Annotated in this window: 19 protein-coding genes and 2 pseudogenes; 10 read left to right on the top strand and 11 right to left on the bottom strand. The window is 72.5% G+C overall.

Features of this window, described 5'->3' with window-relative positions; translation table 11 throughout:
* Positions 1-56: 56 nt before the first annotated feature.
* Positions 57-1,379 (top strand): MFS transporter, encoded by a 1,323-nt coding sequence (locus DRB96_RS26360; RefSeq protein WP_112450694.1) that lies wholly within the window; start codon positions 57-59, stop codon positions 1,377-1,379.
* On the opposite strand, the gene glgX is transcribed toward DRB96_RS26360, so the two are convergent.
* On the bottom strand, positions 1,364-3,478 hold the full coding sequence (gene glgX / locus DRB96_RS26355) for a glycogen debranching protein GlgX (RefSeq protein WP_112450693.1): 2,115 nt from the start codon (positions 3,476-3,478) through the stop codon (positions 1,364-1,366). The two genes, DRB96_RS26360 and glgX, sit on opposite strands and share 16 nt — an antisense overlap.
* 329 nt (positions 3,479-3,807) lie before the next feature.
* Here glgX and DRB96_RS26350 point away from each other — a divergent pair, with 329 nt between their 5' ends.
* The gene (locus DRB96_RS26350) at positions 3,808-5,088 is read left to right on the top strand and encodes an SAV2148 family HEPN domain-containing protein (protein ID WP_112450692.1); all 1,281 of its coding nucleotides are present in this window, start codon (positions 3,808-3,810) and stop codon (positions 5,086-5,088) included.
* A gap of 95 nt (positions 5,089-5,183) precedes the next feature.
* Here DRB96_RS26350 and DRB96_RS44975 read toward each other — a convergent pair.
* The 4 genes and pseudogenes from DRB96_RS44975 to DRB96_RS43210 all read right to left on the bottom strand — a co-directional run.
* Positions 5,184-5,450 (bottom strand): annotated as a pseudogene (locus DRB96_RS44975) (hypothetical protein); the annotation flags it as partial.
* Positions 5,447-5,914, bottom strand: coding sequence for a hypothetical protein (locus DRB96_RS26340; protein ID WP_112450691.1), 468 nt, complete (start codon positions 5,912-5,914; stop codon positions 5,447-5,449). The gene DRB96_RS26340 and the pseudogene DRB96_RS44975, both read right to left, overlap by 4 nt.
* A gap of 116 nt (positions 5,915-6,030) precedes the next feature.
* Complete coding sequence (locus DRB96_RS26335; RefSeq protein ID WP_112450690.1) at positions 6,031-6,240, bottom strand: hypothetical protein; 210 nt, start codon at positions 6,238-6,240, stop codon at positions 6,031-6,033.
* Positions 6,233-6,397 carry a hypothetical protein gene (locus tag DRB96_RS43210; RefSeq protein WP_162688723.1) on the bottom strand — a complete coding sequence of 55 codons (165 nt, stop codon included), beginning with the start codon at positions 6,395-6,397 and terminating at the stop codon, positions 6,233-6,235. The genes DRB96_RS26335 and DRB96_RS43210 overlap by 8 nt, the downstream gene beginning before the upstream one ends.
* 117 nt (positions 6,398-6,514) lie before the next feature.
* Between DRB96_RS43210 and DRB96_RS26330 the strand changes: the two genes are divergently transcribed.
* Complete coding sequence (locus tag DRB96_RS26330) at positions 6,515-7,630, top strand: helix-turn-helix domain-containing protein (protein WP_112450689.1); 1,116 nt, start codon at positions 6,515-6,517, stop codon at positions 7,628-7,630.
* Positions 7,631-7,644: 14 nt separating this feature from the next.
* Entirely contained in the window at positions 7,645-8,223 is a 579-nt protein-coding gene (locus DRB96_RS26325) for an HD domain-containing protein (protein ID WP_112450688.1), read from the top strand.
* Positions 8,224-8,778: 555 nt separating this feature from the next.
* On the opposite strand, the gene sph is transcribed toward DRB96_RS26325, so the two are convergent.
* Complete coding sequence (sph, locus tag DRB96_RS26315; protein WP_112450686.1) at positions 8,779-9,771, bottom strand: sphingomyelin phosphodiesterase; 993 nt, start codon at positions 9,769-9,771, stop codon at positions 8,779-8,781.
* A 227-nt stretch (positions 9,772-9,998) separates the two neighbouring features.
* On the opposite strand from sph, the gene DRB96_RS26310 reads away from it, so the two are divergent.
* On the top strand, positions 9,999-10,880 hold the full coding sequence (locus DRB96_RS26310) for an oxygenase MpaB family protein (RefSeq protein WP_112450685.1): 882 nt from the start codon (positions 9,999-10,001) through the stop codon (positions 10,878-10,880).
* A gap of 36 nt (positions 10,881-10,916) precedes the next feature.
* Here the strand turns inward: DRB96_RS26310 and DRB96_RS26305 are convergent, their stop codons facing one another.
* Positions 10,917-12,461, bottom strand: coding sequence for a M1 family metallopeptidase (locus tag DRB96_RS26305; protein ID WP_112450684.1), 1,545 nt, complete (start codon positions 12,459-12,461; stop codon positions 10,917-10,919).
* A 215-nt stretch (positions 12,462-12,676) separates the two neighbouring features.
* Between DRB96_RS26305 and DRB96_RS26300 the strand changes: the two genes are divergently transcribed.
* The 5 genes from DRB96_RS26300 to DRB96_RS26280 all read left to right on the top strand — a co-directional run bounded on the left by DRB96_RS26300 (position 12,677) and on the right by DRB96_RS26280 (position 18,944).
* A complete protein-coding gene (locus tag DRB96_RS26300; protein ID WP_112450683.1) occupies positions 12,677-13,540 on the top strand; it encodes a hypothetical protein in 864 nt (287 codons plus the stop codon).
* A gap of 117 nt (positions 13,541-13,657) precedes the next feature.
* Positions 13,658-16,156 carry a Tex family protein gene (locus tag DRB96_RS26295; RefSeq protein WP_112450682.1) on the top strand — a complete coding sequence of 833 codons (2,499 nt, stop codon included), beginning with the start codon at positions 13,658-13,660 and terminating at the stop codon, positions 16,154-16,156.
* A gap of 251 nt (positions 16,157-16,407) precedes the next feature.
* Positions 16,408-16,974 carry a hypothetical protein gene (locus tag DRB96_RS26290; RefSeq protein ID WP_204357820.1) on the top strand — a complete coding sequence of 189 codons (567 nt, stop codon included), beginning with the start codon at positions 16,408-16,410 and terminating at the stop codon, positions 16,972-16,974.
* Entirely contained in the window at positions 16,964-18,160 is a 1,197-nt protein-coding gene (locus DRB96_RS26285; protein WP_112450681.1) for an MAB_1171c family putative transporter, read from the top strand. The genes DRB96_RS26290 and DRB96_RS26285 overlap by 11 nt, the downstream gene beginning before the upstream one ends.
* Positions 18,161-18,167: 7 nt before the next feature.
* A complete protein-coding gene (locus DRB96_RS26280; protein ID WP_112450680.1) occupies positions 18,168-18,944 on the top strand; it encodes an SDR family oxidoreductase in 777 nt (258 codons plus the stop codon).
* Here the strand turns inward: DRB96_RS26280 and DRB96_RS26275 are convergent.
* The 4 genes and pseudogenes from DRB96_RS26275 to DRB96_RS26260 form a co-directional block, all read right to left on the bottom strand.
* Positions 18,941-20,098 carry a hypothetical protein gene (locus DRB96_RS26275; protein ID WP_112450679.1) on the bottom strand — a complete coding sequence of 386 codons (1,158 nt, stop codon included), beginning with the start codon at positions 20,096-20,098 and terminating at the stop codon, positions 18,941-18,943. The genes DRB96_RS26280 and DRB96_RS26275 overlap by 4 nt on opposite strands.
* A gap of 164 nt (positions 20,099-20,262) precedes the next feature.
* Positions 20,263-21,900: an ABC-F family ATP-binding cassette domain-containing protein gene (locus DRB96_RS26270; protein WP_112450678.1), complete on the bottom strand. Its 1,638-nt coding sequence runs from the start codon at positions 21,898-21,900 to the stop codon at positions 20,263-20,265.
* A gap of 37 nt (positions 21,901-21,937) precedes the next feature.
* Positions 21,938-23,170 carry an SLC13 family permease gene (locus DRB96_RS26265; RefSeq protein WP_112453720.1) on the bottom strand — a complete coding sequence of 411 codons (1,233 nt, stop codon included), beginning with the start codon at positions 23,168-23,170 and terminating at the stop codon, positions 21,938-21,940.
* 138 nt (positions 23,171-23,308) lie between these two features.
* A pseudogene (locus tag DRB96_RS26260) lies at positions 23,309-24,775 on the bottom strand (ricin-type beta-trefoil lectin domain protein); the annotation flags it as partial.
* Between the last annotated feature and the right edge of the window lie 198 nt (positions 24,776-24,973).

Below are 24,973 nucleotides of genomic sequence, written 5' to 3'. Positions count from 1 at the left end.
ATTCCGTGCCATTACCCAATGCATCCGGGTGACTGCGGCGGGTTAACGTTGCTCAAGTGTTCGGAATCGTCAACACCTATCGCAAGGTCATCGCCCTGACCGGGCCCCTACTCCCGCTCGTCTCCTTCCTCGCCCGACTGCCCGTCGCGATGTCGCAGTTCGGAAGCGTCCTGCTGGTCGCCGAGACCAGCGGCTCCCTCGCCACCGCCGGCATAGTCGGCGGCACCCTCTCCGCCGGACAGGTGGTCTTCGGACCCCTCCTGGGCCGGCTCGCCGACCGCCACGGGCAGCGCCCCGTCGTCCTGGGCGCCGCCGCGGTCAACGCCGTCGCGACCGCCGCTCTGGTGGCCGGGGCGCTCCAAGGGCTCGCCACCGCCCCGCTCGCCGCGATCGGAGCCCTCACCGGCGCCTCCGTCCCGCTGATCGGACCGCTCGCCCGTACCCGCTCCGTGGCCCTGGCCCACCGCGCCAAGGCCGACGAGTCCGTCGTCAGCGCCATCCACTCGCTCGAAGGCACCCTGGACGAGGTCTCCTTCGTCTTCGGACCGGCCCTCGTCGGCCTCGCCACGCTCGTCCTGCACCCCGCCGTCGCCCTCGGCGGCGCGGCCGCCCTCGTCGCCGTCTTCGGCACCCTCTACGCGCTGCACCCGACCGCCGCCGTCACGGCCGGGGCCTCCGCGCGGCTGCGCAAGGAGAAGGACCGCGCCCAGGTCCGCCCGCCCGGCGTGGTCTACGCCGTACGCGGCTCGCTCGCCCTGCAGGGCGCCATGTTCGGCGCCTGCCAGGCCGGAATCGCCGCCCTGACCGCACAGTTGGGCGTTCCCGGCCAGGCGGGCATCGTGTACGCCGCCATGGGAGTCGTCAGCGCCGTCGTCGGGCTCTCGCTCGGCGCGCTGCCCGCCCGTTTCGGGCTGCGGCTGCGCTGGCGGGTGGCCACGGCCGCCGCGCTCGTGTTCTCCGTACCGCTGCTCTTCACCGACACCCTGTGGCCGCTGTACGTGGTCGTCACCGTGCTCGGGGCCGCCTACGCCCCGCACCTGATCACCGCCTTCGCGCTCACCGAGCGGGCGGTGGAGCCGTGCCGGCTCGCCGAGTCCATGGCCATCGCCGCCAGCTCGCTCGTCGCCGGACAGGCCGCCTCCCTCGCCGTCTCCGGGCGGCTCGCCGAGTGGTACGGGCCTGCCGCGGCCTTCGCGGTGGCCGTCGGGGCGGCCGCCCTGTGCCTGACCCTGGCCCTCGTCACCCGGGTGCCGGCCGCCCGTACGCACGCCCTAGTGGTGCCCGCCCGGGACCGGGTCCCGGCGCAGGACGCCGGCGGAGCCGGCCGGGAAGCCGGTCAGGGTGCCGCCCTGGAGGGCGCCGTCTACGCCGGGCGCTGAAGCACCACCAGCGACCGTCCCGTCAGCGCCACCCGGTCGCCGGCCGCGAACTGCGGCCCGGTGCCGGGTGGCAGTACGTCCGCCCGCGCCGTGTCCACGACCAGCCGCCACTGCGCGCCGTGCCCGGCCGGGACGGTGAAGTCCTGCGACTCCGCCCCCGCGTTGAACATCAGCAGGAACGAGTCGTCGGTGATCCGCTCCCCGCGGGTGCCGGGCTCCGAGATGGCCTCCCCGTTCAGGAACACCGCCAGCGCCCGCGCGTGCTGCGCCTGCCAGTCGCGGGCCCGCATCTCCTCCCCGTGCGGGGTGAACCAGGCGATGTCGGAGAGCTCGTCGTGCGTCCCCTCCACCGGCCGGCCGTGGAAGAACCGGCGCCGCCGGAACACCGGGTGCTCGCGCCGCAGCCGCACCATCATCCGGGTGAACTCCAGCTGGGCGGGCGCCGGTTTGCCGGGCTCCGGCCAGGAGACCCACGACAGCGCGTTGTCCTGGCAGTAGGCGTTGTTGTTGCCGGCCTGGGTGCGGGCGAACTCGTCGCCGTGGCTGATCATCGGCACGCCCTGCGAAAGCATCAGCGTGGCCGTGAAGTTGCGCATCTGGCGCTCGCGCAGCTCGACGACCGCCGGATCCTCGGTCGGCCCCTCCACCCCGCAGTTCCAGGACCGGTTGTGGGTCTCGCCGTCCCGGTTGCCCTCGCGGTTGGCCTCGTTGTGCTTCTCGTCGTAGGAGACCAGGTCGTTGAGGGTGAACCCGTCGTGGCAGGTGGTGAAGTTGATGGAGGCCAGGGGACGGCGGCCGTCGTCCTGGTAGAGGTCGGAGGAGCCGGTCAGCCGTCCCGCGAACTCCGCGAGCGTGCGCGGCTGCCCGCGCCACAGGTCCCGCACGGTGTCGCGGTACTTGCCGTTCCACTCGGTCCACAGCGGCGGGAAGTTGCCCACCTGGTAGCCGCCCTCGCCCAGGTCCCACGGCTCCGCGATCAGCTTGACCTGGCTGACCACCGGATCCTGCTGGACCAGGTCGAAGAACGAGGACAGCCGGTCCACCTCGTGGAACTGGCGGGCCAAGGTGGCCGCCAGGTCGAAGCGGAAGCCGTCCACGTGCATCTCGGTGACCCAGTACCGCAGCGAGTCCATGATCAGCTGGAGCACGTGCGGGGAGCGCATCAGCAGCGAGTTCCCGGTGCCGGTGGTGTCCATGTAGTGCCGGGGGTCGTCCGCGAGCCGGTAGTACGAGGCGTTGTCCAGCCCGCGGAAGGACAGCGTCGGGCCCAGGTGGTTGCCCTCGGCGGTGTGGTTGTAGACCACGTCGAGGATCACCTCGATCCCCGCCTCGTGCAGCGCCCGGACGGCCGACTTGAACTCCAGCACCTGCTGCCCGCGGTCGCCCGAGGCGTAGCCGTTGTGCGGGGCGAAGAAGCCGATGGTGTTGTAGCCCCAGTAGTTGCTGAGACCGTCGTCCACCAGGCGGTGGTCGTTGACGAACTGATGGACCGGCATCAGCTCCAGCGCCGTCACGCCGAGCTTGGTCAAGTGCCCGATGACCGCCGGGTGCGCGAGCGCCCCGTAGGTGCCGCGCAGCTCCTCGGGGAGGTCGGGATGGCGCATGGTCAGGCCCTTGACGTGGGCCTCGTAGAGCACGGTCCGGTGGTACTCGTGGCGCGGCGGCCGGTCGTTGGCCCAGTCGAAGTACGGGTTGACCACGACCGAGCTCATGCTCTTGGGAGCCGAGTCCAGGTCGTTGCGGGAGTCGGGCCGCCCGAAGTGGTAGCCGTACACCTCCTCGCCCCAGTCGACGCTGCCGGCGACGGCGCGCGCGTACGGGTCCAGGAGCAGCTTCGCCGCGTTGCAGCGCCGGCCGCGCTCGGGCTCGTAGGGGCCGTGCACGCGGAATCCGTAGCGCTGCCCGGGCATCACGCCCGGCAGGTAGGCGTGCCGGACGAACGCGTCGGTCTCGCGCAGTTCGACCGCGGTCTCCGAGCCGTCGTCGTGCAGCAGACACAGCTCGATGCGTCGGGCGGCTTCCGAATAGACCGCGAAATTGGTGCCGGCGCCGTCGTACGTGGCACCGAGCGGATACGCCTGTCCCGGCCAGACCTGCATAGAAGACGACTCTTCCCGTGGGTGTTGGGCTGATGTTCGGGCTGATCCGGCGTGGACCTCATGTGCAGATCTTCCCCGAAAGAGGGCTCTCACGCGGGGACTTGGGAGGGTCCTACCGGGTGACCCGGAAAGCTGATAGGAGGTTTGGCGGACCACGGGTACATCTGACGAATCCGATGATGGGCGCATCGGATAATGGGTCAACAGCCTTCCGGCGTACGGTTCGTCGGGTCACCTGGGGCCGCATCGGGCTGCAGGGGGCCGTGCGCGCGGAGTACCCTTCCGTGATCACTGGAGACGGGCGTCCAGACGCAGGAGGCGGTGCACGGGTGAGCTCGGGAGGTCTGGAGCTGCCCCCTGGTGACAGCGGTCACGAGGGCGGCCCGGCGGACGCCGCAGGCGGGGCGCCCGGCGGGATTCCCGCCGGAGCGGTGTCGCTGGCCCCGCCGGAGGCCGGGAGGGCGCCGGCGGCCGGGGCGGGCGCCGAGCTGGACTGGGGCGCGGACGCCTGGGGCGAGGTCCGTACGCGGGCCCAGCGCGCGGGCCGCGCGTACATCTGGCTGAATCTGATCGGGCAGCGGCTGCGGTCCGTGGTCGGGGCGGTGCTCCGGCCGGTCTACGAGCCCGTGCACGGCGGGGGCGGGGACGACTGGGTGGTCGCGGCCGCCGGGCCCGCCGGGCAGGAGTGGGTGCAGCGCGCGGTCGCGGTGCGGGAGGTCAGCCGGCGCAAGGGCTACCTGCTGGACTCCGCCGACGACAACGTGCTCAGCTTCCTGACCCTGCCGCAGCTGCGCGAGCTCATGGTCCAGCACTGGCCCTGCTTCGAGCCGTACTTCGACGACCGGCGCGAGATCGAGCAGGCGCTGGACGAGCTGGAGGTCACGCGCAACGTCGTCTCGCGCAACCGTGCCCTGTCCCGGGCGGTCCTGGAGCAGGCCGAGCGGGCGTCGGCGCGGCTGCTGGAGGTGCTGGGCGGCGGAGCCGGCTCGCCGTCGGCGGACCGGCTGCCCATCGACGCGGTCGAGGACCTGGTCGGCGACCGGTACGCGGACGTCATCTCCGTCCACCCGGACCGGGTGCGGTTGCAGCGCCAGCTGCCGGCGGAGGATCTCTTCGGCGGCGCGCGGCGGCTCGACGCCATCGGCATAGGGCTCAACCTGCTGGTCCAGAACTTCTCGGGCCGAAGACTGGTACGCCTCGCGGAGGCCGGCTGCCGGGTGCGGCTGCTGTTCCTGAACCCGGCGAGCAGCGCCGTCAAGCGGCGCGAGCGGGAACTGGGGCTGCGCAAGGGCGAGCTGAGCCGCTCGGTGGAGATGAACATCCTGCACGTGCGACGGGTGCGGGCGGGGCTGCGCGACCCGTCGGGCTTCGAGATCCACGTCTTCGACGAGACCCCGCGCTTCACGGCGTACCTGGTGGAGGGCGAGTCCTCGGGGATCGCGGTGGTCCAGTCGTACCTGCGCCGGGCGCGGGGCATGGAGGCGCCGGTCCTGGTCCTGCGGGGCGGCGGGCGGGGGCCCGCGCGCGAGCGCGACGCGGAGCACGGGCTGTTCCCCACGTACCGCGAGGAATTCGAGTCGATCTGGCAGGACTCCCGGCCGGTGTCGTGACTGTCAGTGCCGCGTGACAGGCTGAACCCCTCCCGCGTATCCACAGTGTACGCGGCCGACGAACCACACGCTGTAAGCCTTTGACGCCGCCCGTAAGGGTCCGGCGGGAGCTGCGGGCCGCCGGGGGTGCCGTGCCTGCCAGAGTCCATGGTCATCTTCAAAGTCCTTCCGTTGAGCTTGTAGATGCCGAGCGGGGGGAACAGATCGACGCGGGCCGCATAGCCGGCCTCGGCGCACGGGATGCACAGTAGGTCGCGGCCATGGGCGTGGGCGGCGGTACGGGCCGTTTCGACCGGCTCCCGCCAACAGGCCTCACAGGTGGTGACGTCCGTTGCGGACGTGGGGAACTTCGCCGTGATCACGCCCACATGTCTTTCTCCTCGGCGAAGCCGGCCCGACGGATCGCGTCGACCGTCCGCTGCAACCAGCCGGGCGCGATCGGCGCGGAGCCGGAGACAGCCGGATAATGGTGCACGAAGACACCGAGGCGTGCGCCCACGGCGTGGTGGATCTCGGTTTTCTCGAGGAGCGCGTGGAATCCCTTGTCGATGATCGCGGAGGGTGCGAGGCGCTCGTCGCTCTCGCCGGCCGCGACAACGAACTTGAGGGTCTCGACGATGACCTGCTGGGCGTACACCCGGTCGAAGTTCAGCTCGTTGCGCGCGAGCGTCGCGGTGACGGTCATGAACTCGTCGGCGTCGAGGAGGCTGCGGGCGTTGCGTTCGCCGGGCGCAGCGGTGAGCACGTTGCCGGTGACGGCGGGCGGCGGTGTCTCGCTCTTGCCGACGCTGCACGGAGGCGGCGGGGTCGGGGTCGGACTGGACATGCGTCTCCCTTGGTCGTGTGCAGGAAGGTACGGTGTGGTCTAGCGTGTGCCGACGACGATCACGGCGAGGAACCCGAGTGAGACCGCCACGAACAGAAGTTGGCCGCGCCAGTCGCTCATGACGTGGCCTCGATGTTCGATACGGCCGCGGTGTGCTCGCGGCCGGACGGCATGCGGATGTAGGCGATCGGCGCGTACTGGGGATCTCCGCAAACGCGGCGGACCTCCTCACGGACGACGGCCATCAGCTCGCCCTCAGTTCCCGAGGCCACATCGCGGACCCGTTGCCGGAGCAGGGGATGCGGCAGGTACTCGGGCTCATGCATCGGACTCGCCCTCGCTCATCGAGGCGGTGAACTGCTCCCAGCCAACCGCCGCGCGATCGAGCAGATCGGCACTGGGTAGATGCACCGTCGCGGTGCCGGCCGCCGGGTAGTCCGGGGTGTCGATGCACAGGGGATGGTGCGGGTGCGGGCTGGACACGGGGTCACTCCCTCCGTCGTCAGCGGGTAGTAGGGCGAGCCTAGGTATCCCGCCATCGGGCATGAAGTGACCCGGAGTACGGGTAGTTTGGGGCAGCATGCTGGCAGAGGAGGCGCGATGAGCGGCGACGGTCAGGCCACCCTGACTCGCAGTCAGGGAACCCCTCAGCGTGGCCGCAGCGGCATAGTGTCCGGCTATCTGTTCCGCGTCATCCGAGAGCAGGTCGGCCACACGCAGGAGACTCTGGCTGAGGCGTTCCTCGTGTCCACCGACACAGTCGCCGGATGGGAATCCGGACGCCGGCCGTTGACGTCTCTGGCTGTTGGCCAGATGCTCGTCCACCGGCACCGACTCATGCGGATGGGCGTCAGCCCTGCGCTACTCCTTGCCCTTGACAAGGCCCTGGAGGCTGACGTCCTCCTGGCGAGCGCGCTCCACGACGACGGGCCCACGAGCGATGGCCCGCTGGGCGCGTGGGTCATGCAGCGCGACCTGATCGAGGTGGTTGTGTGGCCCCTCAACGGCGTGACGCCCGAGCCGATGCGTGCTCTCCGGACTCCGGCCCGACCTCGCCGAGGCCCAGCACCCTCCGGGCCGGAACTCGCCGCAGACGACCGGCGCCGGTTCTTCCGCCGTATGCGGCGCACGGCCGAGGAAGCGCGCGGAGGTCCGTTCCTCCTCCGGCGCCAAGCCCTCTACCTCGCCGGGTACGACGATGCGGCAGACACCACTGACTGGCTCGCTCAGCAGCAGCGGGCCGAGCGCCCCGACGACTGGCTCACCCAGTGGCTCAACGCCCGTTCCGTGGCCGCCGTCGCCGCGCGGCAGGGAGACCGCGACCGCATGACGCACTTCATCACGTCCACCCTGGAGGGCAACGACGCAGGCGAGGCCGCGAACCTGAGCTACTGGGCCTACTGGATCGGCGAATCAGCGCACTTACAGCTGTCCGACGACTTCATCGCCGACCCCATCGCCCCGGCCTGGCACGGCCACAAGCTCCTCCGGCACCTCGTGGCCGGCCTCTCGCCCGAGCAGGGCTTCTTTGACCTGAACATCCACACCCTCTGGGCGCTTCTCGCGGCCCGGCCCAACCTCCTCCGTGCACCGTCCGTGCCAGGACGTGCGCTCCGCGACCGGCTCCCGGTGCTGTTGGATGTCACCGAGCCCTCGACGCGCGCGCGGCGGGAGCTGGAGGGAATCCAGTACGCGATCCGCCTCGCCGAGGCGTGAGAAGGAGAACAGACGTGGTTGACGACCTGTCCGCGGTGGCACGCTTCCTCTACGAGGCGGGCACCCTGAAGAACACGGCCCGCACGGGCTGGTGGATGGCCGGCGTCAAACTGCCCGAGAGCGTCGCCGAGCACTCGTGGCGCACCTCACTGATCGCTTCGATCATCGCGAAGCTGGAGGGTGCCGATCCGGCGCGAGCTGCGTTCCTCGCCGTCTGGCACGATACCCAGGAGACCCGTACTGGGGACGTCAACCACCTCGGGAAGAGGTATTCGACCGCGGCTGACCCCGTGGCGGTAACCGCGGACCAGACGGCGGGGATGCCAGAGCTGCTGGCCACGGTCATTCGGGATCTGGTCACCGAGTACGAGGAGAAGGACTCGGCGGAGGCCATCTGCGCGCGCGATGCCGACAAGCTGGAGTGCATGCTCCAGGGAATCGAGTACAAGGCCCAGGGGTACGAGGCTGCCCAGCGGTGGATCGACAACAGCCGGGCCCGGCTGACGACGGAGACGGGCCAGCGGCTTGCCGAGGAGCTGCTCGGGCAGGGCACGCTCGACTGGCTCCGGGCGGCAATCGGCGAGAAGGCCTGACCCCGGACGCACGAAGGCGCCCCTTCCCGCCCGTAGGCGGAAGAGGGCGTCGTGTTGGATCCGGGGGTGGAGGTGCAGCCGGTCGCGTACCGTGTGCAGCCTCGGCAAGGGAGGCCGGAATGGCTGATCAGCAAGGGCCGGAGTGGACGCGAGGTCTCCTGGCAGTGGGGCTGCTCCTCCTCATCGTTGGGGCATTCACCATGTGGCCGCTGTGCATTGTCGGCTTCCTGATGATCCTTTTCGTGGGGGCGTCCACCGCGAGCCAGCGCCGGGCCAGCGGAAAGCCCCCAGAGACGCTCCTCAGACCCGGAGACCGGCCCTGGCATCGGGAAGCAGACTAGTTCGGCTGCGACCGACACAGTGTCGCCGTCAACCTCGCGCGCACCGAGGCCGTCGGCGGCGACCTAGTATCCGCTTCGTTGCACACCGCACGGACGTCGCGTGCAGCGGCCGCGGTCGCTGCCAGAAGCCACCGCGAGCGCACGGTCGGCTGACCCTCTCCGCCCCCGGGTCGGGTGCCCGCCGGGTCGCGGCGGGCGTCCGTCAGGTCGGGGCTCAGCGGCCGATCACGGGGTAGTGGTCGCTGAGGTTGTCGTAGGTGTAGGACGTGCCCCAGCTGGAGACCGTCCAGGGGGCCGACTGCTCCTTCACCACGTTGTTCTCCCAGTTCGCCGGGCGGGCGTTGCCCTTGCGGTAGAGGACGTAGTCCAGGTCCTCGCGCGGGTCCGTCGGGTAGCGGTACTTCGCGATCGAGTTCAGCGCCGTGTCGAAGGAGTACGCGTGGCCCGTGCGGGTGTCGGACGGCGCCAGGTCGGCGTTGGCCAGCATGGTGGCGAGCTCGGGGGTGCGCGAGTCGACGTTCATGTCGCCCGCCACGATGACCTGCTCGCCCGCCGGGATGTTCTTGCCGTCCAGGAACGCGTCGATGCTGCGGAACTGGCGGGCGCGCATCTCCGCCGCCTCGCCCGCGCCGCAGCCCGGGTCGGTGGACTGGGCGTGGGTGCCGACCACGTGGACCCTGGCGCCGTTCACGTTCAGCACGACGTAGGCGAAGCCCTTGTTGGACCACCAGTCCGCGCCGCAGGCGTCCTTGTAGACGACCTGCTCCTTGCGCAGGATCGGCCACTTGCTGAGGACCGCGACGCCGCCGTCCTCCGGGGTGGTGGAGGAGTAGGCGCCGCCCGTCGCGTCCCAGCCGCTCTTGCTGCGGCCCACGACGGGGGTCTGGTACGGGTACTGCGCGGAGGCGTTGGACTTCAGTGCGTCGGAGGCGCCGTTGTCGAAGGCCTCCTGGAGCACGACCACGTCGTGCCCCTGGAAGAAGGAGGCCTTGGGGATCTCCGCCGCCCGGTGGTCCTGGCCCCAGTTCGGGTACAGGTTCTTGCTCATCAGGAACGCGTTGTACGACAGAACGCTGAGCCGCGGCGCGGCGGCGCTCTCCGCGGCGGTGGCGGCCGGAGCCGTGGTGGCGGCGAGCGCCCCGGCGGCGATCGCCGCGACGACGGCGGCGGCGGCACGGGGGGCCTTGCGGGGCGGGACGTGCGACATGGAGGTCTCCCTCGTTCCTGTGGGGGAAGATCGGCTCCGCCATCCAAGCAGCCACGGTTACTTCGGGGTAACACCCGTGACACGACTTTCTGTCCGGGGCGAGGACATCAGTCGCCGCCGGTCCGCGCGCCCTCGCGAAGCGGCTGGTCACGGCCCCGCCGGACCGGGCCCGTTTCCCGACCGCGGTCATACTGGATGAACGGAGACCGACATCTGGGGGCGTACGCATGACCACGACGACGCGGCCGGCGGCCGAAGGCCGCACCGACCCCGAGCCCCCGCCGCCCGGCGGAGTGCTCTGGACCATCGCCGGAGACGTCCGGGCGCTGCTCATGCTGCCCGCCGCCTTCACCATGCAGGTCGCCCACCCCGCCATCGGGGCCGGCGTCGACGAGCACTCCGTCTTCCGCACCGACCCCTGGGGCCGCGGCGAGCGCTCCCTGCGCTCCGTCCAGCTGTGGGTGTACGGCGGAGCGGACGCCGCGGCCGAGGGGCGCCGGGTGCGCCGGCTGCACAAGGAGATCCAGGGCACCGACACCCGGGGGCGCCGCTACCACTCCCTCGACCCCGCCTGCTACGCCTGGGTGCACGCCACCGGCTTCCCCGTCTACCTCCACGCCGGGCGCTACCTGCTGCGCCGCTTCACCCCCGCCCAGGAGCGGCAGCTCTACCGGGAGTGGCTCCAGGTCGGCCGGATCCTCGGCCTCCACGACCGGGACATGCCGCAGAGCATCGAGGAGTACTGGCCGTACTACCAGCGGATGCTGGCCGAGGAGATCGAGTCCACCAAGGTCGCCCGCGAGCTCCTCGACACCGATGCGCCGCTGCCCCGCCCCGAGGTCGGCCCGAGGGCCGTCCGGATCCTGCTGCGCCTGGCCTGGCCCGTGCTCCGGGCGGCGTTCCTGCACTTCCGGGCCTTCGTCACCGTCGGCTACATGCCGCCCGACGCCCGCGCGGCCATCGGCCTGAATTGGACCCGGTCCCAGGAGCGCCGGCTGCGGCTGTTCAGCGCGGCCGTCCGCGTGCTCGTACCGCTGCTGCCGGAGCGCCTGCGCTACCTCCCGATCGCCCGCGCCGCCCGCGCGCGCCGACGCGCCGGCACCCCCTGAGGGGTACCGGCGCGGCCGCAGGTCAGTGGCCGCAGGTCAGTGGCCCTCGTGGACCGTGTCCGTCGCCGCGATCTTCTTCCAGGACTTCGGCTCGGCCGCGGGCTTGGCGGCCGGGGCCTCCTGGGTGCGTGCGCCCGGGGCCTTGGTCGTCGGCATCGACGGCTTCGGGGCCGCGGTCGGGTTCAGCGCCGCGGCGTCCGGCTTGCCCGGGGTGTAGAGCCAGGTCTCGAAGAGCTGCGCGAGCGGCTTGCCCGAGACCTTCTCGGCGTAGCGGACGAAGTCGCCGACCTTGGCGTTGCCGTAGGCGCGCTCGGTCGGCCAGCCCTTGAGGATTTGGAAGAACTTCTCGTCGCCGATCTGGTTGCGCAGCGCCTGGACGGCGATCGCGCCGCGGTCGTAGACGGCCCCGTGGAACTGGTTCTCCGGACCCGGGTCACCCGGCTTGACCTGCCAGAACGGGTCCTCCGCCGTACGCAGCCCGTACGCCCAGTCGGCGAGCTCCTGCGCGGTGCCCTCGCCCTCCTTCTCCGACCACAGCCACTGGCTGTAGCGGGCGAAGCCCTCGTTGATCCAGATGTCCTTCCAGCCCTCGACGGACACGCTGTCGCCGTACCACTGGTGCGCCAGCTCGTGCACGACCACCGAGACGTTCGAACCGTTGGCGAACTGCCGGGGGCTGTAGAAGGGCCGGGTCTGCGTCTCCAGGGCGAAACCACTGGGCACGTTCGGCACGTAGCCGCCCAGCGCGTTGAAGGGGTACGGGCCGAAGACCCCCTCCAGCCACTCCGCGACCTCGCCGGTCCGCTCCACGCTGGCCCGCGCCGCGCCCGCGTTGTCGCCGAGGTCCCGGCTGTAGGCGTTCAGGATCGGCAGGCCGCTCGACGTCTTGTCGGTGGTGATGTCGAACTTGCCGATCGCCAGGGTGGCGAGGTACGTGGCCTGCGGCTTGTTCGAACGCCAGTTGTACCGGGTCCAGCCCAGGCGCGAACTCTGCGACTGCAGGACGCCGTTGCTGATGGCCTGGGTGCCGTCCGGCACGTTGACGGAGACGTCGAAGGTGGCCTTGTCGAGCGGGTGGTCGTTGCTCGGGAACCACCAGACCGCCGAGTCGGGCTCCTGCGCGGCGATGCCGCCGTCCGGGGTGCGCTGCCAGGCCGACCAGCCGTCGACCTTGAACTCCGAGGGCTTGCCCGCGTACTTGACGACCACGGAGGACTGCTTGCCCCGCTGGAGCGGGGAGGCCGGGGTGACCTCGAGCTCCTGGGTCCCGGACTTGGCGAACTTCGCCTTGACGCCGTTGACCCGGATCTCGCTGACCTCAAGGCCGAAGTCGAGGTTGAAGCGGGACAGGTCCTGCTTGGCGGTGGTCAGCAGGGTGGCGGTGCCCTCCAGCAGGTCCGTCTTGGGCTGGTACTGCAGACGCAGGTCGTAGTGGGAGACCTCGTAGCCCCCGTTGCCGCTGGCCGGGTAATAGGGATCGCCGATACCCGGGGCGCCCGGACCCGAACTCGCCGCCGACGCCGGGATCACCAGCAGGAGGGAAGCGGCGAGCACGCTCGGGGCGATGACTTTGCGGTGCACCTTTGACTCCAATGGGTAGGGGAGTGGCTTCCGTTCGACCGTATTCACCCCTGCCGCCCCACGTCATGTCCATGGCCCCTGCTGTCACACGATCGCCATTCGGCCGTCACAGGGCGTATGCGCACCGCGCGCGCAACGGGGCGCGGCCGGAAGGCGCCTCCCCACTACCGGATCCGCTCTTCTGTGCATACCAAGCAGTCGGTAGCCTGCCCGGCATGACCATTCCCGCGCACGCCGCCCGCCGTTGTTGGCACGGAGCGATCAACCCGCTGCACGCCACCGTCTACTTCTCGCCCGACCTCGGCAAGGAGTTCGCCACCCTGGGGATCACCGATCCCCACGCCGTCAACCTCTCCTCCCGGTCCGCCGCCATGGGCGCGGTCGGCGCCGGCACGGTGACCTCCACCTTCTACAACTACCGCCACGACCTGGTCGCCCGGCACCTGCCCGCAGTCTGGGACACCGCCACCCCCGAGCAGGTCCTCGCGGCCCGGCTGCGGGCCGCCGACGCCACGCTGCGCCGGCTGCTCGGCGCCGAGACCATCGGGTCCCCCGAGATCGCCGAGGCCGCCGAGCTCGCGATGCGCGCGACCGAGGGCTGCACCCGGCACGCCCGCACCCTTTACTCCGCCCACGCGGACCTCCCCGTACCCGAGGAGCCGCACCTCAAGCTCTGGCACGCCACCACCCTCCTGCGCGAGCACCGCGGCGACGGCCACCTCGTCGCCCTGCTCACCGTCGGCCTGGACCCCGTCGAGGCCCTGGTCAGCCACACGGCCACCGGCCACGGCATGACCCCGAAGTACCTCAAGATCATCCGAGGCTGGGACCAGTCGGACCTGGACGCGGCCACCGGCCGGCTGCGCGAGCGCGGCGTCCTCGACGCCGAGGGCGCGCTCACCCCCGCCGGAACGGAGCTGCGCGAGGCGCTGGAGACGGAGACCGACCGCCTGGACGAGGCTCCGTACGAGCACCTCGGCGCGGCCGGACTCGCCCGGCTCGCGGAGATCGGCGGCGGCTTCGCGATCCAGGCCTACGTCGGCGGAGCCTTCCCCGGGGACCTCCTCGGCAAGGCCTGAGACCCCGGACGGACAAGGCTCCCGACGTCCGGCGCCGCCACCTGCCACAATTGGCAGCCTTCCGACGCAGCACGCAGCAGCACCACGTACACGTACGAAGGCAGGCGGGACCGCACAGTGACGATGTCCATCGAAGGCAGGATCGCCGAGGAGCTCGGCGTACGGGAGCGGCAGGTCAAGTCCGCCGTCGAGCTGCTCGACGGCGGCTCGACCGTGCCGTTCATCGCTCGCTACCGCAAGGAAGCGACCGAGATGCTCGACGACGCCCAGCTGCGCACCCTCGAGGAACGGCTGCGCTACCTGCGCGAGCTGGAGGACCGGCGCGCGGCGGTCCTCTCCTCCGTGCGCGAGCAGGGCAAGCTCGACGCCGAACTGGAGGCCCGCATCAACGCGGCCGACACCAAGGCCCGGCTGGAGGACATCTACCTCCCCTTCAAGACCAAGCGCCGCACCAAGGCCCAGATCGCCCGCGAGGCCGGCCTGGCACCGCTCGCCGAAGCCCTGCTGGCCGACCCCTCGGCGGAACCGGCGGCCCGGGCCGCGGCGTTCGTGGACGCCGACAAGGGCGTCGCCGACCCGGCCGCCGCCCTGGAGGGCGCCCGCGCCATCCTCACCGAGAAGTTCGGCGAGGACGCCGACCTCATCGGCGAACTGCGCGAGCGCATGTGGGGCCGCGGCCGGCTCGCCGCGAAGGTCCGCGAGGGCAAGGAGGAGGCGGGCGCCAAGTTCTCCGACTACTTCGACTTCACCGAGCCGTTCACCGCGCTCCCCTCCCACCGCGTGCTCGCCCTGCTCCGCGGCGAGAAGGAGGACGTGCTCGACCTCACCCTGGAACCGGAGGAGCCGAGCGAGGTCCCGGGGCCCTCCACGTACGAGGGCATGGTCGCCCGCCGCTTCGGCATCAACGAGCGCGGCCGCCCCGGCGACAAGTGGCTCGCCGACACCGTCCGCTGGGCCTGGCGCACGAAGATCCAGGTCCACCTCGGCATCGACCTCCGTACGCGGCTGCGCGCCGCGGCCGAGGACGAGGCGGTACGGGTCTTCGCGTCCAACCTGCGCGACCTGCTGCTCGCCGCCCCGGCCGGCACCCGTGCGACGCTCGGCCTGGACCCGGGCTTCCGCACCGGTGTGAAGGTCGCCGTCGTGGACGCCACCGGCAAGGTGGTGGCCACCGAGGTGGTCTACCCGCACGTGCCCGCCAACAAGTGGGACGATTCCCTCGCCAAGCTGGCCCGCCTCGCCGAGGAGCACGCGGTCGAGCTCGTCGCCATCGGCAACGGCACCGCCTCCCGCGAGACCGACAAGCTCGCCGCGGACCTCATCACCCGCCACCCCGAGCTGAAGCTCACCAAGGTGATGGTCTCGGAGGCCGGCGCCTCCGTGTACTCGGCGTCCGCCTTCGCCTCGCAGGAACTGCCGGACATGGACGTGTCGCTGCGCGGCGCGGTCTCCATCGCGCGGCGCCTGCAGGACCCGCTCGCCGAGCTCGTCAAGATCGACCCCAAGTCCATCGGGGTGGGCCAGTACCAGCACGACCTGTCCGAGATGAAGCTCTCGCGCTCGCTCGACGCGGTCGTCGAGGACTGCGTGAACGGCGTCGGGGTCGACGTCAACACCGCCTCCGCACCGCTGCTTTCGCGCGTTTCGGGCATCAGCGGCGGTCTCGCCGAGAACATCGTCGCGCACCGCGACGCCAACGGCCCCTTCCGCAACCGCAAGGGGCTCAAGGACGTGGCCCGGCTCGGCCCGAAGGCGTACGAGCAGTGCGCGGGCTTCCTGCGGATCCGCGACGGGGACGACCCGCTGGACTCCTCCAGCGTGCACCCCGAGGCGTATCCCGTGGTCCGCTCCATGGGCAAGACGGCGGGCAGCGAGGTCGCGGCGCTGATCGGCAACACCGGCGTGCTGCGCTCGCTGCGCCCGGAGCAGTTCGTCACCGACTCCTTCGGCCTGCCGACGGTCACGGACATCCTGCGCGAGCTGGAGAAGCCGGGCCGCGACCCGCGTCCGGCCTTCAAGACGGCGACCTTCAAGGAGGGCGTCGAGAAGATCGGCGACCTGGCGCCCGGGATGATCCTGGAGGGCGTGGTCACCAATGTGGCCGCCTTCGGCGCCTTCATCGACATCGGCGTCCACCAGGACGGCCTGGCCCACGTCTCGGCCCTGTCGAAGACCTTCGTCAAGGACCCCAGGGACGTGGTCAAGCCCGGTGACATCGTCCGGGTGAAGGTCATGGACGTGGACATCCCGCGCAAGCGGATCTCGCTGACGCTGCGGCTGGAGGACGAGTCGGAGCGCGGCGAACGGGGCGAGCGCGGCGGGGGCGGCGCGCCGAAGCAGCGCGAGGAGCGCACCGAGCGGGGCGAGCGGCGCGGCGGCCGGCCGCCGCAGCAGCGCGGCGCGGCGGGCGGCCAGGGCGGCCAGGGAGGTCAAGGCGGCCAGGGCGGTTCCCGCGACGGCGGCCGGGGTCAGCGACAGGGCGGCCAGGGCGGTGGCCAGCGACAGGGCGGCCAGGGCGGCCAGGGCGGCGCGGCCCCCGCCAACAGCGCGATGGCCGACGCCCTGCGCCGCGCCGGTCTCACCAACCCCGAGGAGCGGGGCGGGCGCAAGCGCTGACGGTTCGTGGCAGCGTGTGACGGATTGGCCGAATAGGTTCCCTACATGGGGACATACCTTGCCAACTCCCTTACAAGATCTGTAGGCATGGTGGAACGCCCGTTCGTCTTTCGGCGAACGGGCGTCCGTGTTTCCCGCTCAGGGCCGCACTTCCGAGTTCGCCTTGAAGGCACTTGAAGGCAAAGGACGTCATGCCCCTGCCCACGCACGCCTATCGACGTTGCCCGAGAAAGGGTCCGAAGAGGGAACACATGCGCCACCCTCAACCCAGTCTGCGCAAACGGTGCGAGGCGATTCTCGGTCGTCTTGAACTGACGCACCCGTTCTCCCTCGACGTGCTGTGCGAGCGGATAGCCGAGCAGCGGGGCCGCCCCATCCGGCTGCACCCGCTGCCCAGGGAAGCGGCGGAATCCGGGGTGTGCGGGCTGTGGGTCGGCACCGCCAGCATCGACTACGTCTTCTACGAGGCCCAGACCACCCCGCTGCACCGGGAGCACATCGTGCTCCACGAGATCGGCCACATCCTCTTCGGGCACCATTCGCTGGACGCCGGGGGCGCCGATGGCGCCCGGGAGACGGCAGACCCCTCCGGGGGCGGCGAGGACGGCGGGCAGGTGCCCACGGTGCTGGGGCGCACCAACTACACCACCCGTCAGGAGCAGGAGGCGGAGATGCTCGCCAGCATGATCCGCACCCGCACGACGGCACCCGGCCCGCACCACGCCCACGGCGCCGGCGACCGGGACACGCTCGCCCGGCTGGAGTCCGCGATGGGCTACGAGCGGCGCGGACGGGGGCCGGGCCGCCATGGCTTCTGACCTCCTGGCCCTGGGCGACGCGCTCGCCGTCCCCAGCGTCGTCTGCCTCTGGGCGGCCGTCCTGCTCCGCGCCCCCGGCGCCTTGCGCGCCCCGCACCAGCGGGGCCTGTGGCTCGCGGTCGCCACCGCCGCCGCCGCGATGACCCTGAACCTGCCCGACGTCGTCGCGTACGCCATGGCCCGCGACCCGGGTTACGCGCACACCATCGGGCTGGTCCGCAACCTCATCGGCGTCCTGTCGGCGGGCGCCGTGCTCTACTTCGTGGCCTCCGCCACCCGGGGCCGCAGGCTCCAGATCGCCTCCGGCGCCGGCACGGTGCTCTGGCTGGCCGCACTCGTCGCGCTGGACGCGGCCGCGCCGGCCCACGGCACGCACACCATCCCGCCGGCGGGCGACCCGGTGCCCTCCCTCTCCTACTGGCTGGTGCTGATCTCCGCGCACCTGCTCGCCAACACCGTCTGCGTGTCCGTCTGCTGGCGCTACAGCCGGCGCACCGAGAGCCGCGGCCTCGCCGTCGGACTGCGGCTGTTCGGCCTCGGCACCGCGCTCGCCGGGGTGTTCTGGCTCGTCTACCTGCTCAAAGCGCTCTTCGGTGCCACCTGGGCGATGCCCGCCAACCCGCTGCTGATGAACGCACACGGACTGGTGCGCGCCGCCGCGATCCTCGTCCCGACGCTGTTCACCTTCCGCGGCACGGCCGCCGACATCGCCACCGCCTGGCGGCTGTGGCCGCTGTGGCGCGACCTGGTCCACGCCGTCCCGCACGTCGCCCTCAACAAGCCGCGTGCCGCCCGGCTGCTGGAACTGCTGTGGCCGCCGGTCCCGCGCAACCTGCTCGTCTACCGCAAGGTCATCGAGACCCGCGACGCCATCTTGATCCTGGGTGAGTACGTCGCCCCGGGCGTGCCGGAGCTCGCCCGCGGCCACGTCGCGGGGAGCGGCGTCCCCGAAGCGGGGCGCACCGCCGCCGCGCTGGCCTGCGTACTGAAGGAGGCGCGGCGGGCGAAGTTGGCCGGGATCCCGCAACAGCGGGGCGAGGGCGACGCGCTGGAGCTCCCCGCGGCCATCCAGACCTCGGCCGAGAGCGGAGACCTGGAGGGCGAGGCGCGGTTCCTCGTGGACGTCGCCCGGGCCTACACCTCGTCCGCCGCCACCGCTTTCACCCCAGCAACCGCCAGGAAGTGAACGACTCTTGACCACCGTACTGATCACAGGGGCCAGCGCCGGACTCGGCGCGGCCTTCGCCCGCGGCTTCGCGGCCAAGGGCTGCGACCTCGTCCTCGTCGCCCGCGACAAGTCCCGCCTGGAGGACGTGGCCGAGGAACTGGCCCGGGAATTCGGCTCCGTCTGCGAGGTGCTGCCCGCCGACCTGCTCGATGCCGACAGCCTGGAGGCCGTCGCCGACCGGCTCGCGGACCCGGCCCGGCCCGTCGACATCCTGGTCAACAACGCGGGCTTCGGGCTCCCGGCGCCCTTCCCGTACAGCCCGGTCGAGGACGAGGAACGGATGCTCGACCTGCTGGTCAAGGTCCCGCTCCGGCTCACGCACGCGGTACTGCCGGGCCTGCGCGAGCGCCGCCGCGGCGCCGTGCTCAACGTTTCCTCGGTGGCCGGACTGCTGCCGACCGGCACGTACGGCGCCGCGAAGGCCTGGGTCACGGCCTTCAGCGAGTCGCTGCGCGTGGACATGGAGCCGTACGGGGTCCGCGTGCTGGCGGTGGTGCCCGGATTCACCCGCACCGAGTTCCAGGAGCGCGCCGGGATGGACGTCAGCGCCCTGCGCGACGCGGTGTGGCTGGAACCGCGCGACGTGGTGGCCCGGGCCCTGAAGGACCTGGCCCGGCGCCGCCCGGTGAGCATCACCGGCCGCCGCTACCAGGCGTACGCCCTGGCCGCCCGCCACCTCCCGCGCACCTTCGTGGCCCGCAAGATGGCCCGCAAGCGCCGGCCCCCGGCTGACGTCGGCTAGTGCTGTGACCGGGCGGCGGGCGGCGGTCGGCGGGCGGCTCGGGGGCCTTCGATCTCCTCCAGTGCCTCCCGCGCGGCCCGGCACAGCTCCTCGTCCCAGAGGATGTCCGCGCAGGAGCGGCGCTCCGAGGCGAGAACCGCGCGGAGCACGGGCAGGGCGGCCGCGGCGGGCGGGCCGACCGCGCCCAGGGCCCGCACGGCCCGCAGGACCAGCGGGGAGAGGGCGTGCCCGTCCAGTGGCCGCAGCTCCGGAAGCAGGGCCGCCACGGCCGGGGCCGGGTCGCCGGTGATCCGCCAGTGCGCCCAGGCGGCGGTCTGCGCCCCCTGCCACGGCTTCGGCGAGCGTTCGGTGCCCGGGCCGAAGCGCCACGGGCTCGTATCGCCCCGGGCGAGCGCGGCGAGCGCGTCGGCGGCGGCCGACGCGGCCGGTCCGATCCGCCCGAGGGCCTCGGCCGCGGGCCGGGCGTGCCCGGTGTCCAGCAGGCCGGCCAGTTCGGGCGCCGCCGGGGCCGCGGCCGGGCCCCACTCGGCGAGGAGCGGCAGGAGCTTGTCGGCGCCCCGCGCCTCGGGGCCTTCGGCGAGCCGCTCGCGGAAGGCCGGGAACAGGTCCGCCGCCCAGTGCGCGGGCAGCGGCAGGACTTCGAGGAGGGAATGGTCGAAGTGCTCGAGGTAGTGGCGGGAAGCCCGCGGGTCCTCGATACGGACCAGCGCCCGCACCGCGGCGTGGGAGCGCGTCCAGTCCGAGGAGCCGGTGCGTGCGACGGCGCGGACGATCCGGTCCGCGAACGGGGCCGCCGCCCCGCCGCTCCTGGCGAGCACCTTGAGCGCGGCGTCGGAGACCTCGACCTCGTCCTCCAGCCCGGCGGCGACCGTCTCCCACAGGTGCGGCGACGGGCTCCGCCAGTGGTGCAGCTGCTTCCCGGCCGCCCGCACGGCCTCCGCCCGCAGGCTCGGGTCCGGATGCCGGACCAGACCGTCGACCAGGGCCCGCGCCTCCCGCGGATGGGCCGCGAGCTGTTCCTGGTACCGCTCCATCGGCGTGTAGCCGTAGGGCCACCAAGGCGTTTGCGGCAGGGCGCCGGTACCGATCTCCGCGAACGCCCCGGCGATACGCCGGCCCGTGCCCTGCGCCCCGCCGGGGGCGGCCAGCAGCACGGCCCGCGCGGCCGCCAGCCGTACCTGGGGATGTCCGTGGTCCAGCCGGGGGCTCGTGCCAGGCCGTCACGGCCCCCCGTTCGTCCATGATCGGGAGCTTGGGGGCCGCGGACCCGCGGTCGGCGGGCGGGCGGCCGGAGCCGTCCCGCCCGCCCCGTCCGGCGTCAGAGCTCGGTGACCTTGCCGTCCTCGACCCGCAGCCGGCGGGTCACCTGGACCGCGTCGAGCATCCGGCGGTCGTGCGTGACGAGCAGCAGGGTGCCCTCGTAGGCCTCCAGGGCGGACTCCAACTGCTCGATGGCCGGAAGGTCCAGGTGGTTCGTCGGCTCGTCCAGCACCAGCAGGTTCACGCCGCGGCCCTGGAGCAGCGCCAGCGCCGCCCGGGTGCGCTCGCCCGGGGAGAGGGTGGCCGCCGGACGGGTCACGTGCGCCGCCTTTAGGCCGAACTTGGCCAGCAGGGTACGCACTTCGGCCGGCTCGGTGTCGGGCACGGCCGCGCAGAAGGCGTCGATGAGCGGCTCCTCGCCGAGGAACAGCCCGCGGGCCTGGTCGACTTCGCCGACCAGCACGCCCGAGCCGAGGGTGGCGGCGCCGGAGTCCGGGGCGAGGCGGCCGAGGAGCACCGCCAACAGGGTCGACTTTCCGGCCCCGTTGGCACCGGTGATCGCGACCCGGTCCGCCCAGTCGATCTGCAGGCTGGCCGGGCCGAAACCGAAGTCCCCGCGCTGGACGGCCGCTTCGCGCAGGGTGGCGACCACGGAGCCGGAGCGCGGGGCGCTCGCGATCTCCATGCGCAGCTCCCACTCCTTGCGCGGTTCGTCCACGACGTCGAGGCGCTCGATCGCGCGCTGCGTCTGGCGGGCCTTGGCGGCCTGCTTCTCGCTCGACTCGCCGCGCAGGTTCTTGCCGATCTTGTCGTTGTCGGTCGACTTGCGGCGGGCGTTGCGCACGCCCTTGTCCATCCAGTTGCGCTGCATCTGGGCCCGCCCCTCAAGGGCCGACTTCTTGCCCGCGTACTCCTCGAAGTCCTCGCGGGCGTGGTTGCGGGCCCGCTCGCGCTCCTCCAGGTACGCGTCGTAGCCGCCGCCGTAGAGGTTGATCTGCTGCTGGGCCAGGTCCAGTTCGAGGACCTTGGTGACCGTGCGCGTGAGGAACTCGCGGTCGTGGCTGATGACGACCGTGCCGGCGCGCAGCCCCTTCACGAACTGCTCCAGGCGCTCCAGACCGTCGAGGTCGAGGTCGTTGGTGGGCTCGTCCAGCAGGAAGACGTCGTAGCGGGACAGCAGCAGCGAGGCGAGGCCTGCGCGGGCGGCCTGCCCGCCGGACAGCGCGGTCATCGGCAGGTCGAGGCCGACGGAGAGTCCGAGGTCGTCGGCGACTTCCTGGGCCCGCTCGTCGAGGTCGGCGCCGCCGAGGTTCAGCCACCGGTCGAGGGTGTCCGCGTACGCGTCGTCGGCGCCCGGGGTGCCGTCCACGAGGCCCTGCGTCGCCGCGTCGAGCTCCGCCTGCGCCGCGGCCACGCCGGTACGCCGGGCCAGGAACTCGCGGATCGACTCGCCGGGGCGCCGCTCGGGCTCCTGGGGGAGGTGCCCCACGGCGGCGCCGGGCGGGGAGAGCCGCACCTCACCGGTCTCGGGGGCGTCCAGCCCGACGAGCATCCGCAGCAGGGTGGACTTCCCGGCGCCGTTGACGCCGACGAGGCCGATGACGTCGCCGGGTGCGACGACGAGGTCGAGATCGGCGAAGAGCGTGCGCTCGCCGTGCGCGGCGGTGAGCTTCTTGGCGACGAGGGTTGCAGTCATGATGTCCCGATCCTATCCGCGCCCCGCCCCCGCGAGGTCACGCGCCGATGAGACGCAGGGCCGCCCACAGGGCCGTCACCGCCGCGCCGAGGGCCGGGACCGTGGTCAGCAGGCCGAGCCGGGTGAAGTCCCCGAGCGTGACGCCCCCGTACCCGTCCGCGTGCAGGATCCGCCGCCACAGCAGCGTGGCCAGGGACCCGGCGTACGTCAGGTTCGGCCCGATGTTCACGCCGATCAGCACCGCCAGCACCGGCCCCGCGCCGCCCGCCGCGGCCACGGGGAGCAGCGCGAGCACCGCGGGCAGGTTGTTGATCAGGTTGGCGAGCACGGCGGCCACGGCAGCCACCGCGAGCAGCGCCGGCAGCGAGTCCCCGGCCGGCATCACCCGCTCCAGACCGGCCCCGAGCCCGTGGTCCACGACCGCCCGGACCACCACCCCCAGCGCCAGCACGAACAGGCAGAAGGCCGGAGCCGCCGAGGTCAGGATCCGGACGGGCGTGGTCTCCCGACGCCGCAGTGCCCGTACGGCCAGGACGAGCGTGCCCGCGAGCGCGGCCCAGGCCGGGCTCGCTCCCGCGAAGGAGGCGAGCGCGAAGCCGGCCAGGGTCAGCGCGAGCACGCCCGCGGCGAACCGGGGCAGCGGCGCCGGCTCCCCGGCCTCCGGCACGTGCTCGGGCGCCGCGGCCAGGTCCGCCCGGAAGTAGCGGCGGAAGACCGCGTACTCCACCCCGATCGCGACCAGCCACGGCAGGGCCATCAGCCCCGCGAACCGGGTGAAGGACAGCCCGCTCGCGGCGAACGCCAGCAGATTGGTGAGGTTGGAGACCGGCAGGAGCAGCGAGGCCGAGTTCGCGAGGTGCGCGGTGGCGTACACGTGCGGCCGGGGCCGGGCCCCCAGCCGGGCGGCCGTCGCCAGCACCACCGGGGTCAGCAGGACCACCGTGGCGTCCAGGCTCAGCGTGGCCGTGACCAGCGAGGCCACGGCGAACACCCCGCCGAGCAGCGCCACCGGCCCGCGTCCCGCCGCGCGCCGGGCCACCATCGCCCCCGCGGCCCGGAACAGCCCCTCGTCCGCGCAGAGCCGCGCCAACGCCAGGATCACCGCGAGGAACCCGACCACCGGCAGCAGTTCGCGCAGCTGCGCCCACGCGTCGGCGGCCGGTACGACGCCCAGGGCGACGAGCAGCCCGGCCGCGGGCACGGCGGCCGCGGCCTCCGGCAGCCCGCGGGGGCGCAGTACGGCGAAGGCCAGGACCCGTCGCCTATACACATCTGACGCTGCCGGCGCACGACCCTGCGTAGAGTACCGAGGTCGGTGGACCGAGGGGTCGCGGCGGGGGGTGAGGCGCAGCCGCTCGGGGGGGGTGCCGGGCTCGGCGGGGACGGAGGGGGGGGCGGGCGCCGTCAGGCAGAGCCCGCTCGCCTCGTCGACGAGGCTTCCGTCGCGGCGCGGGCTCCAGCCCTGCCCCGTATCGCGGCGGCGGTGGTCGGACGGGCAGTCGGCCAGCTCCACGAGGCCGTCCGGGCCGGCCGTGAGGCAGTCGCCGGCCAGCCGCAGGTCGCCGCCCCGGCCCAGGGTCCAGCGCTGGTCGGGCGCGCCCGTACAGGCGGCCATCACGACGGCGCCGACGCCGGTGGTGTTCGCGCCGTCGGCGCAGGCGGCACCCTGGTTCGCACCCTGGCCGGCGATCTGGCCGGTGGGTACGGCCGGGGCGCAGCCGGCGCGCGGGGTCAGCCGCCAGACGGCCGTGTCGTGCGCGCCCACCGTGCCGGTCAGTGCGTCGGAGACCTGGCGCACTTGCCCGTTCCACAGGTCCTTGGCGCCGACGGTGCAGGAGGGCAGCCCGACCTCGTCGAGCGGAACGCGGACGGAGCGGGCGGCGCCGGACCGGTTGAGGACGGCGACGGCGCGGTCCCCGTTCGCGAGCGGGCGCACCAGGATGTCGAAGGTGGCGTTGGAGGAGACCACCGCGCCCTGTCGGCCCATCGGGTCCTGGTCGAGCGCGATCAGATCGGTGTTGCCGAGCGCGTCGAGCCCGGCCTGGTCGAGCTCGGAGACCTGCGAGGAGAGGATGAACGGCGCGGCCATCATGGCCCACAGGCCGACCTGGCTGCGGCTCTCGGCCGCGGTGAGACCGGGGGCGCCCGCGATCAGGAAGTCGGGGTCGTTCCAGTTGCCGGGGCCCGCGTACCGGCCGAGCCAGCGGTTGTAGCCGTAGTTGCCCATGATCGAGCTCCACCGCGAGGTGTCCGGCGCGGCCGGCTTGTACACCTTGATGTCCCGGCCCTCGCGCCACAGCTGGCCGGTCTCGCCGACCCAGTCGATCACCTTGTGCCAGTCGGAGCCGCCCCACTCGCCCTGCTGGAAGTAGGCGGGCGCGGAGGCGGAGAGCACCATGTCGCGCCCGCTGTCGCGCAGCGCGCGGGCCACGGAGTTGTAGGCGTCCCGGTAGGCCTGCTCCTTCGTGGTGCCCTCGGGCACCCACAGGTTGCAGCCGTCCATCTTGACGTAGTCGACTTCCCAGCCGGCGAACTGCCGGGCGTCGCGGGCGTAGTGGTCGGGCCCGCCGCCCACGGGGGAGCCGCTGCCGGGGTAGCGCTCGCAGGTGAGGTGGCCGGCGTCCTGGTAGATGCCGAACTTGAGGTTCCTGGCGTGCAGGTACTCGCCGAGCCAGGCCATGCCGTGCGGGAACTTCTCGGTGTCGACGACGAGGTTGCCGTCCGCGTCCCGGCTCTTGGTCATCCAGCAGTCGTCGACGGTGACCGTGTCGTAGCCCTTTGCGGCGAGGCCGGTGGACACCAGGGCGTCCGCGTTCGCCACGACCGTGGCCTCGTCGATGTCGCACATGTAGTGCGCCCAGTTGTTCCACCCCATGGGCGGGGTGAGCGCGAGCGGGGTGTCGGACGTCGCGGTGGGCTCGGCCGTCGCCGGGGCGGGGCAGAGCGCGAGGGCGAGCAGGGCGGCCGCGGTCAGACAGGGGAGCGACGCACGCAGGCGAGGCGGCACGGGGTCTCCTTGGCGAGGGGGCTTCGATCGCCTAGTGCAGCGGTGTGACTACCCGCTGTCAACATA

This window comes from Streptomyces sp. ICC1 (assembly GCF_003287935.1).
GTDB lineage: Bacteria > Actinomycetota > Actinomycetes > Streptomycetales > Streptomycetaceae > Streptomyces > Streptomyces tritrimontium.
Note: the sequence above shows the minus strand (reverse complement) of the source record. Positions and strands in the feature narration are given on the sequence as shown.

Excerpts from the sequence above, each read along its gene's own strand:
- glgX (WP_112450693.1), bottom strand. The coding sequence starts at position 3,478 with ATGCAGGTCTGGCCGGGACAGGCGTATCCGCTCGGTGCCACGTACGAC.
- DRB96_RS26340 (WP_112450691.1), bottom strand. The coding sequence starts at position 5,914 with ATGTCCAGTCCGACCCCGACCCCGCCGCCTCCGTGCAGCGTCGGCAAG.
- DRB96_RS26335 (WP_112450690.1), bottom strand. The coding sequence starts at position 6,240 with ATGCATGAGCCCGAGTACCTGCCGCATCCCCTGCTCCGGCAACGGGTC.
- DRB96_RS26330 (WP_112450689.1), top strand. The coding sequence starts at position 6,515 with ATGAGCGGCGACGGTCAGGCCACCCTGACTCGCAGTCAGGGAACCCCT.
- sph (WP_112450686.1), bottom strand. The coding sequence starts at position 9,771 with ATGTCGCACGTCCCGCCCCGCAAGGCCCCCCGTGCCGCCGCCGCCGTC.
- DRB96_RS26310 (WP_112450685.1), top strand. The coding sequence starts at position 9,999 with ATGACCACGACGACGCGGCCGGCGGCCGAAGGCCGCACCGACCCCGAG.
- DRB96_RS26300 (WP_112450683.1), top strand. The coding sequence starts at position 12,677 with ATGACCATTCCCGCGCACGCCGCCCGCCGTTGTTGGCACGGAGCGATC.
- DRB96_RS26290 (WP_204357820.1), top strand. The coding sequence starts at position 16,408 with ATGCGCCACCCTCAACCCAGTCTGCGCAAACGGTGCGAGGCGATTCTC.
- DRB96_RS26285 (WP_112450681.1), top strand. The coding sequence starts at position 16,964 with ATGGCTTCTGACCTCCTGGCCCTGGGCGACGCGCTCGCCGTCCCCAGC.
- DRB96_RS26270 (WP_112450678.1), bottom strand. The coding sequence starts at position 21,900 with ATGACTGCAACCCTCGTCGCCAAGAAGCTCACCGCCGCGCACGGCGAG.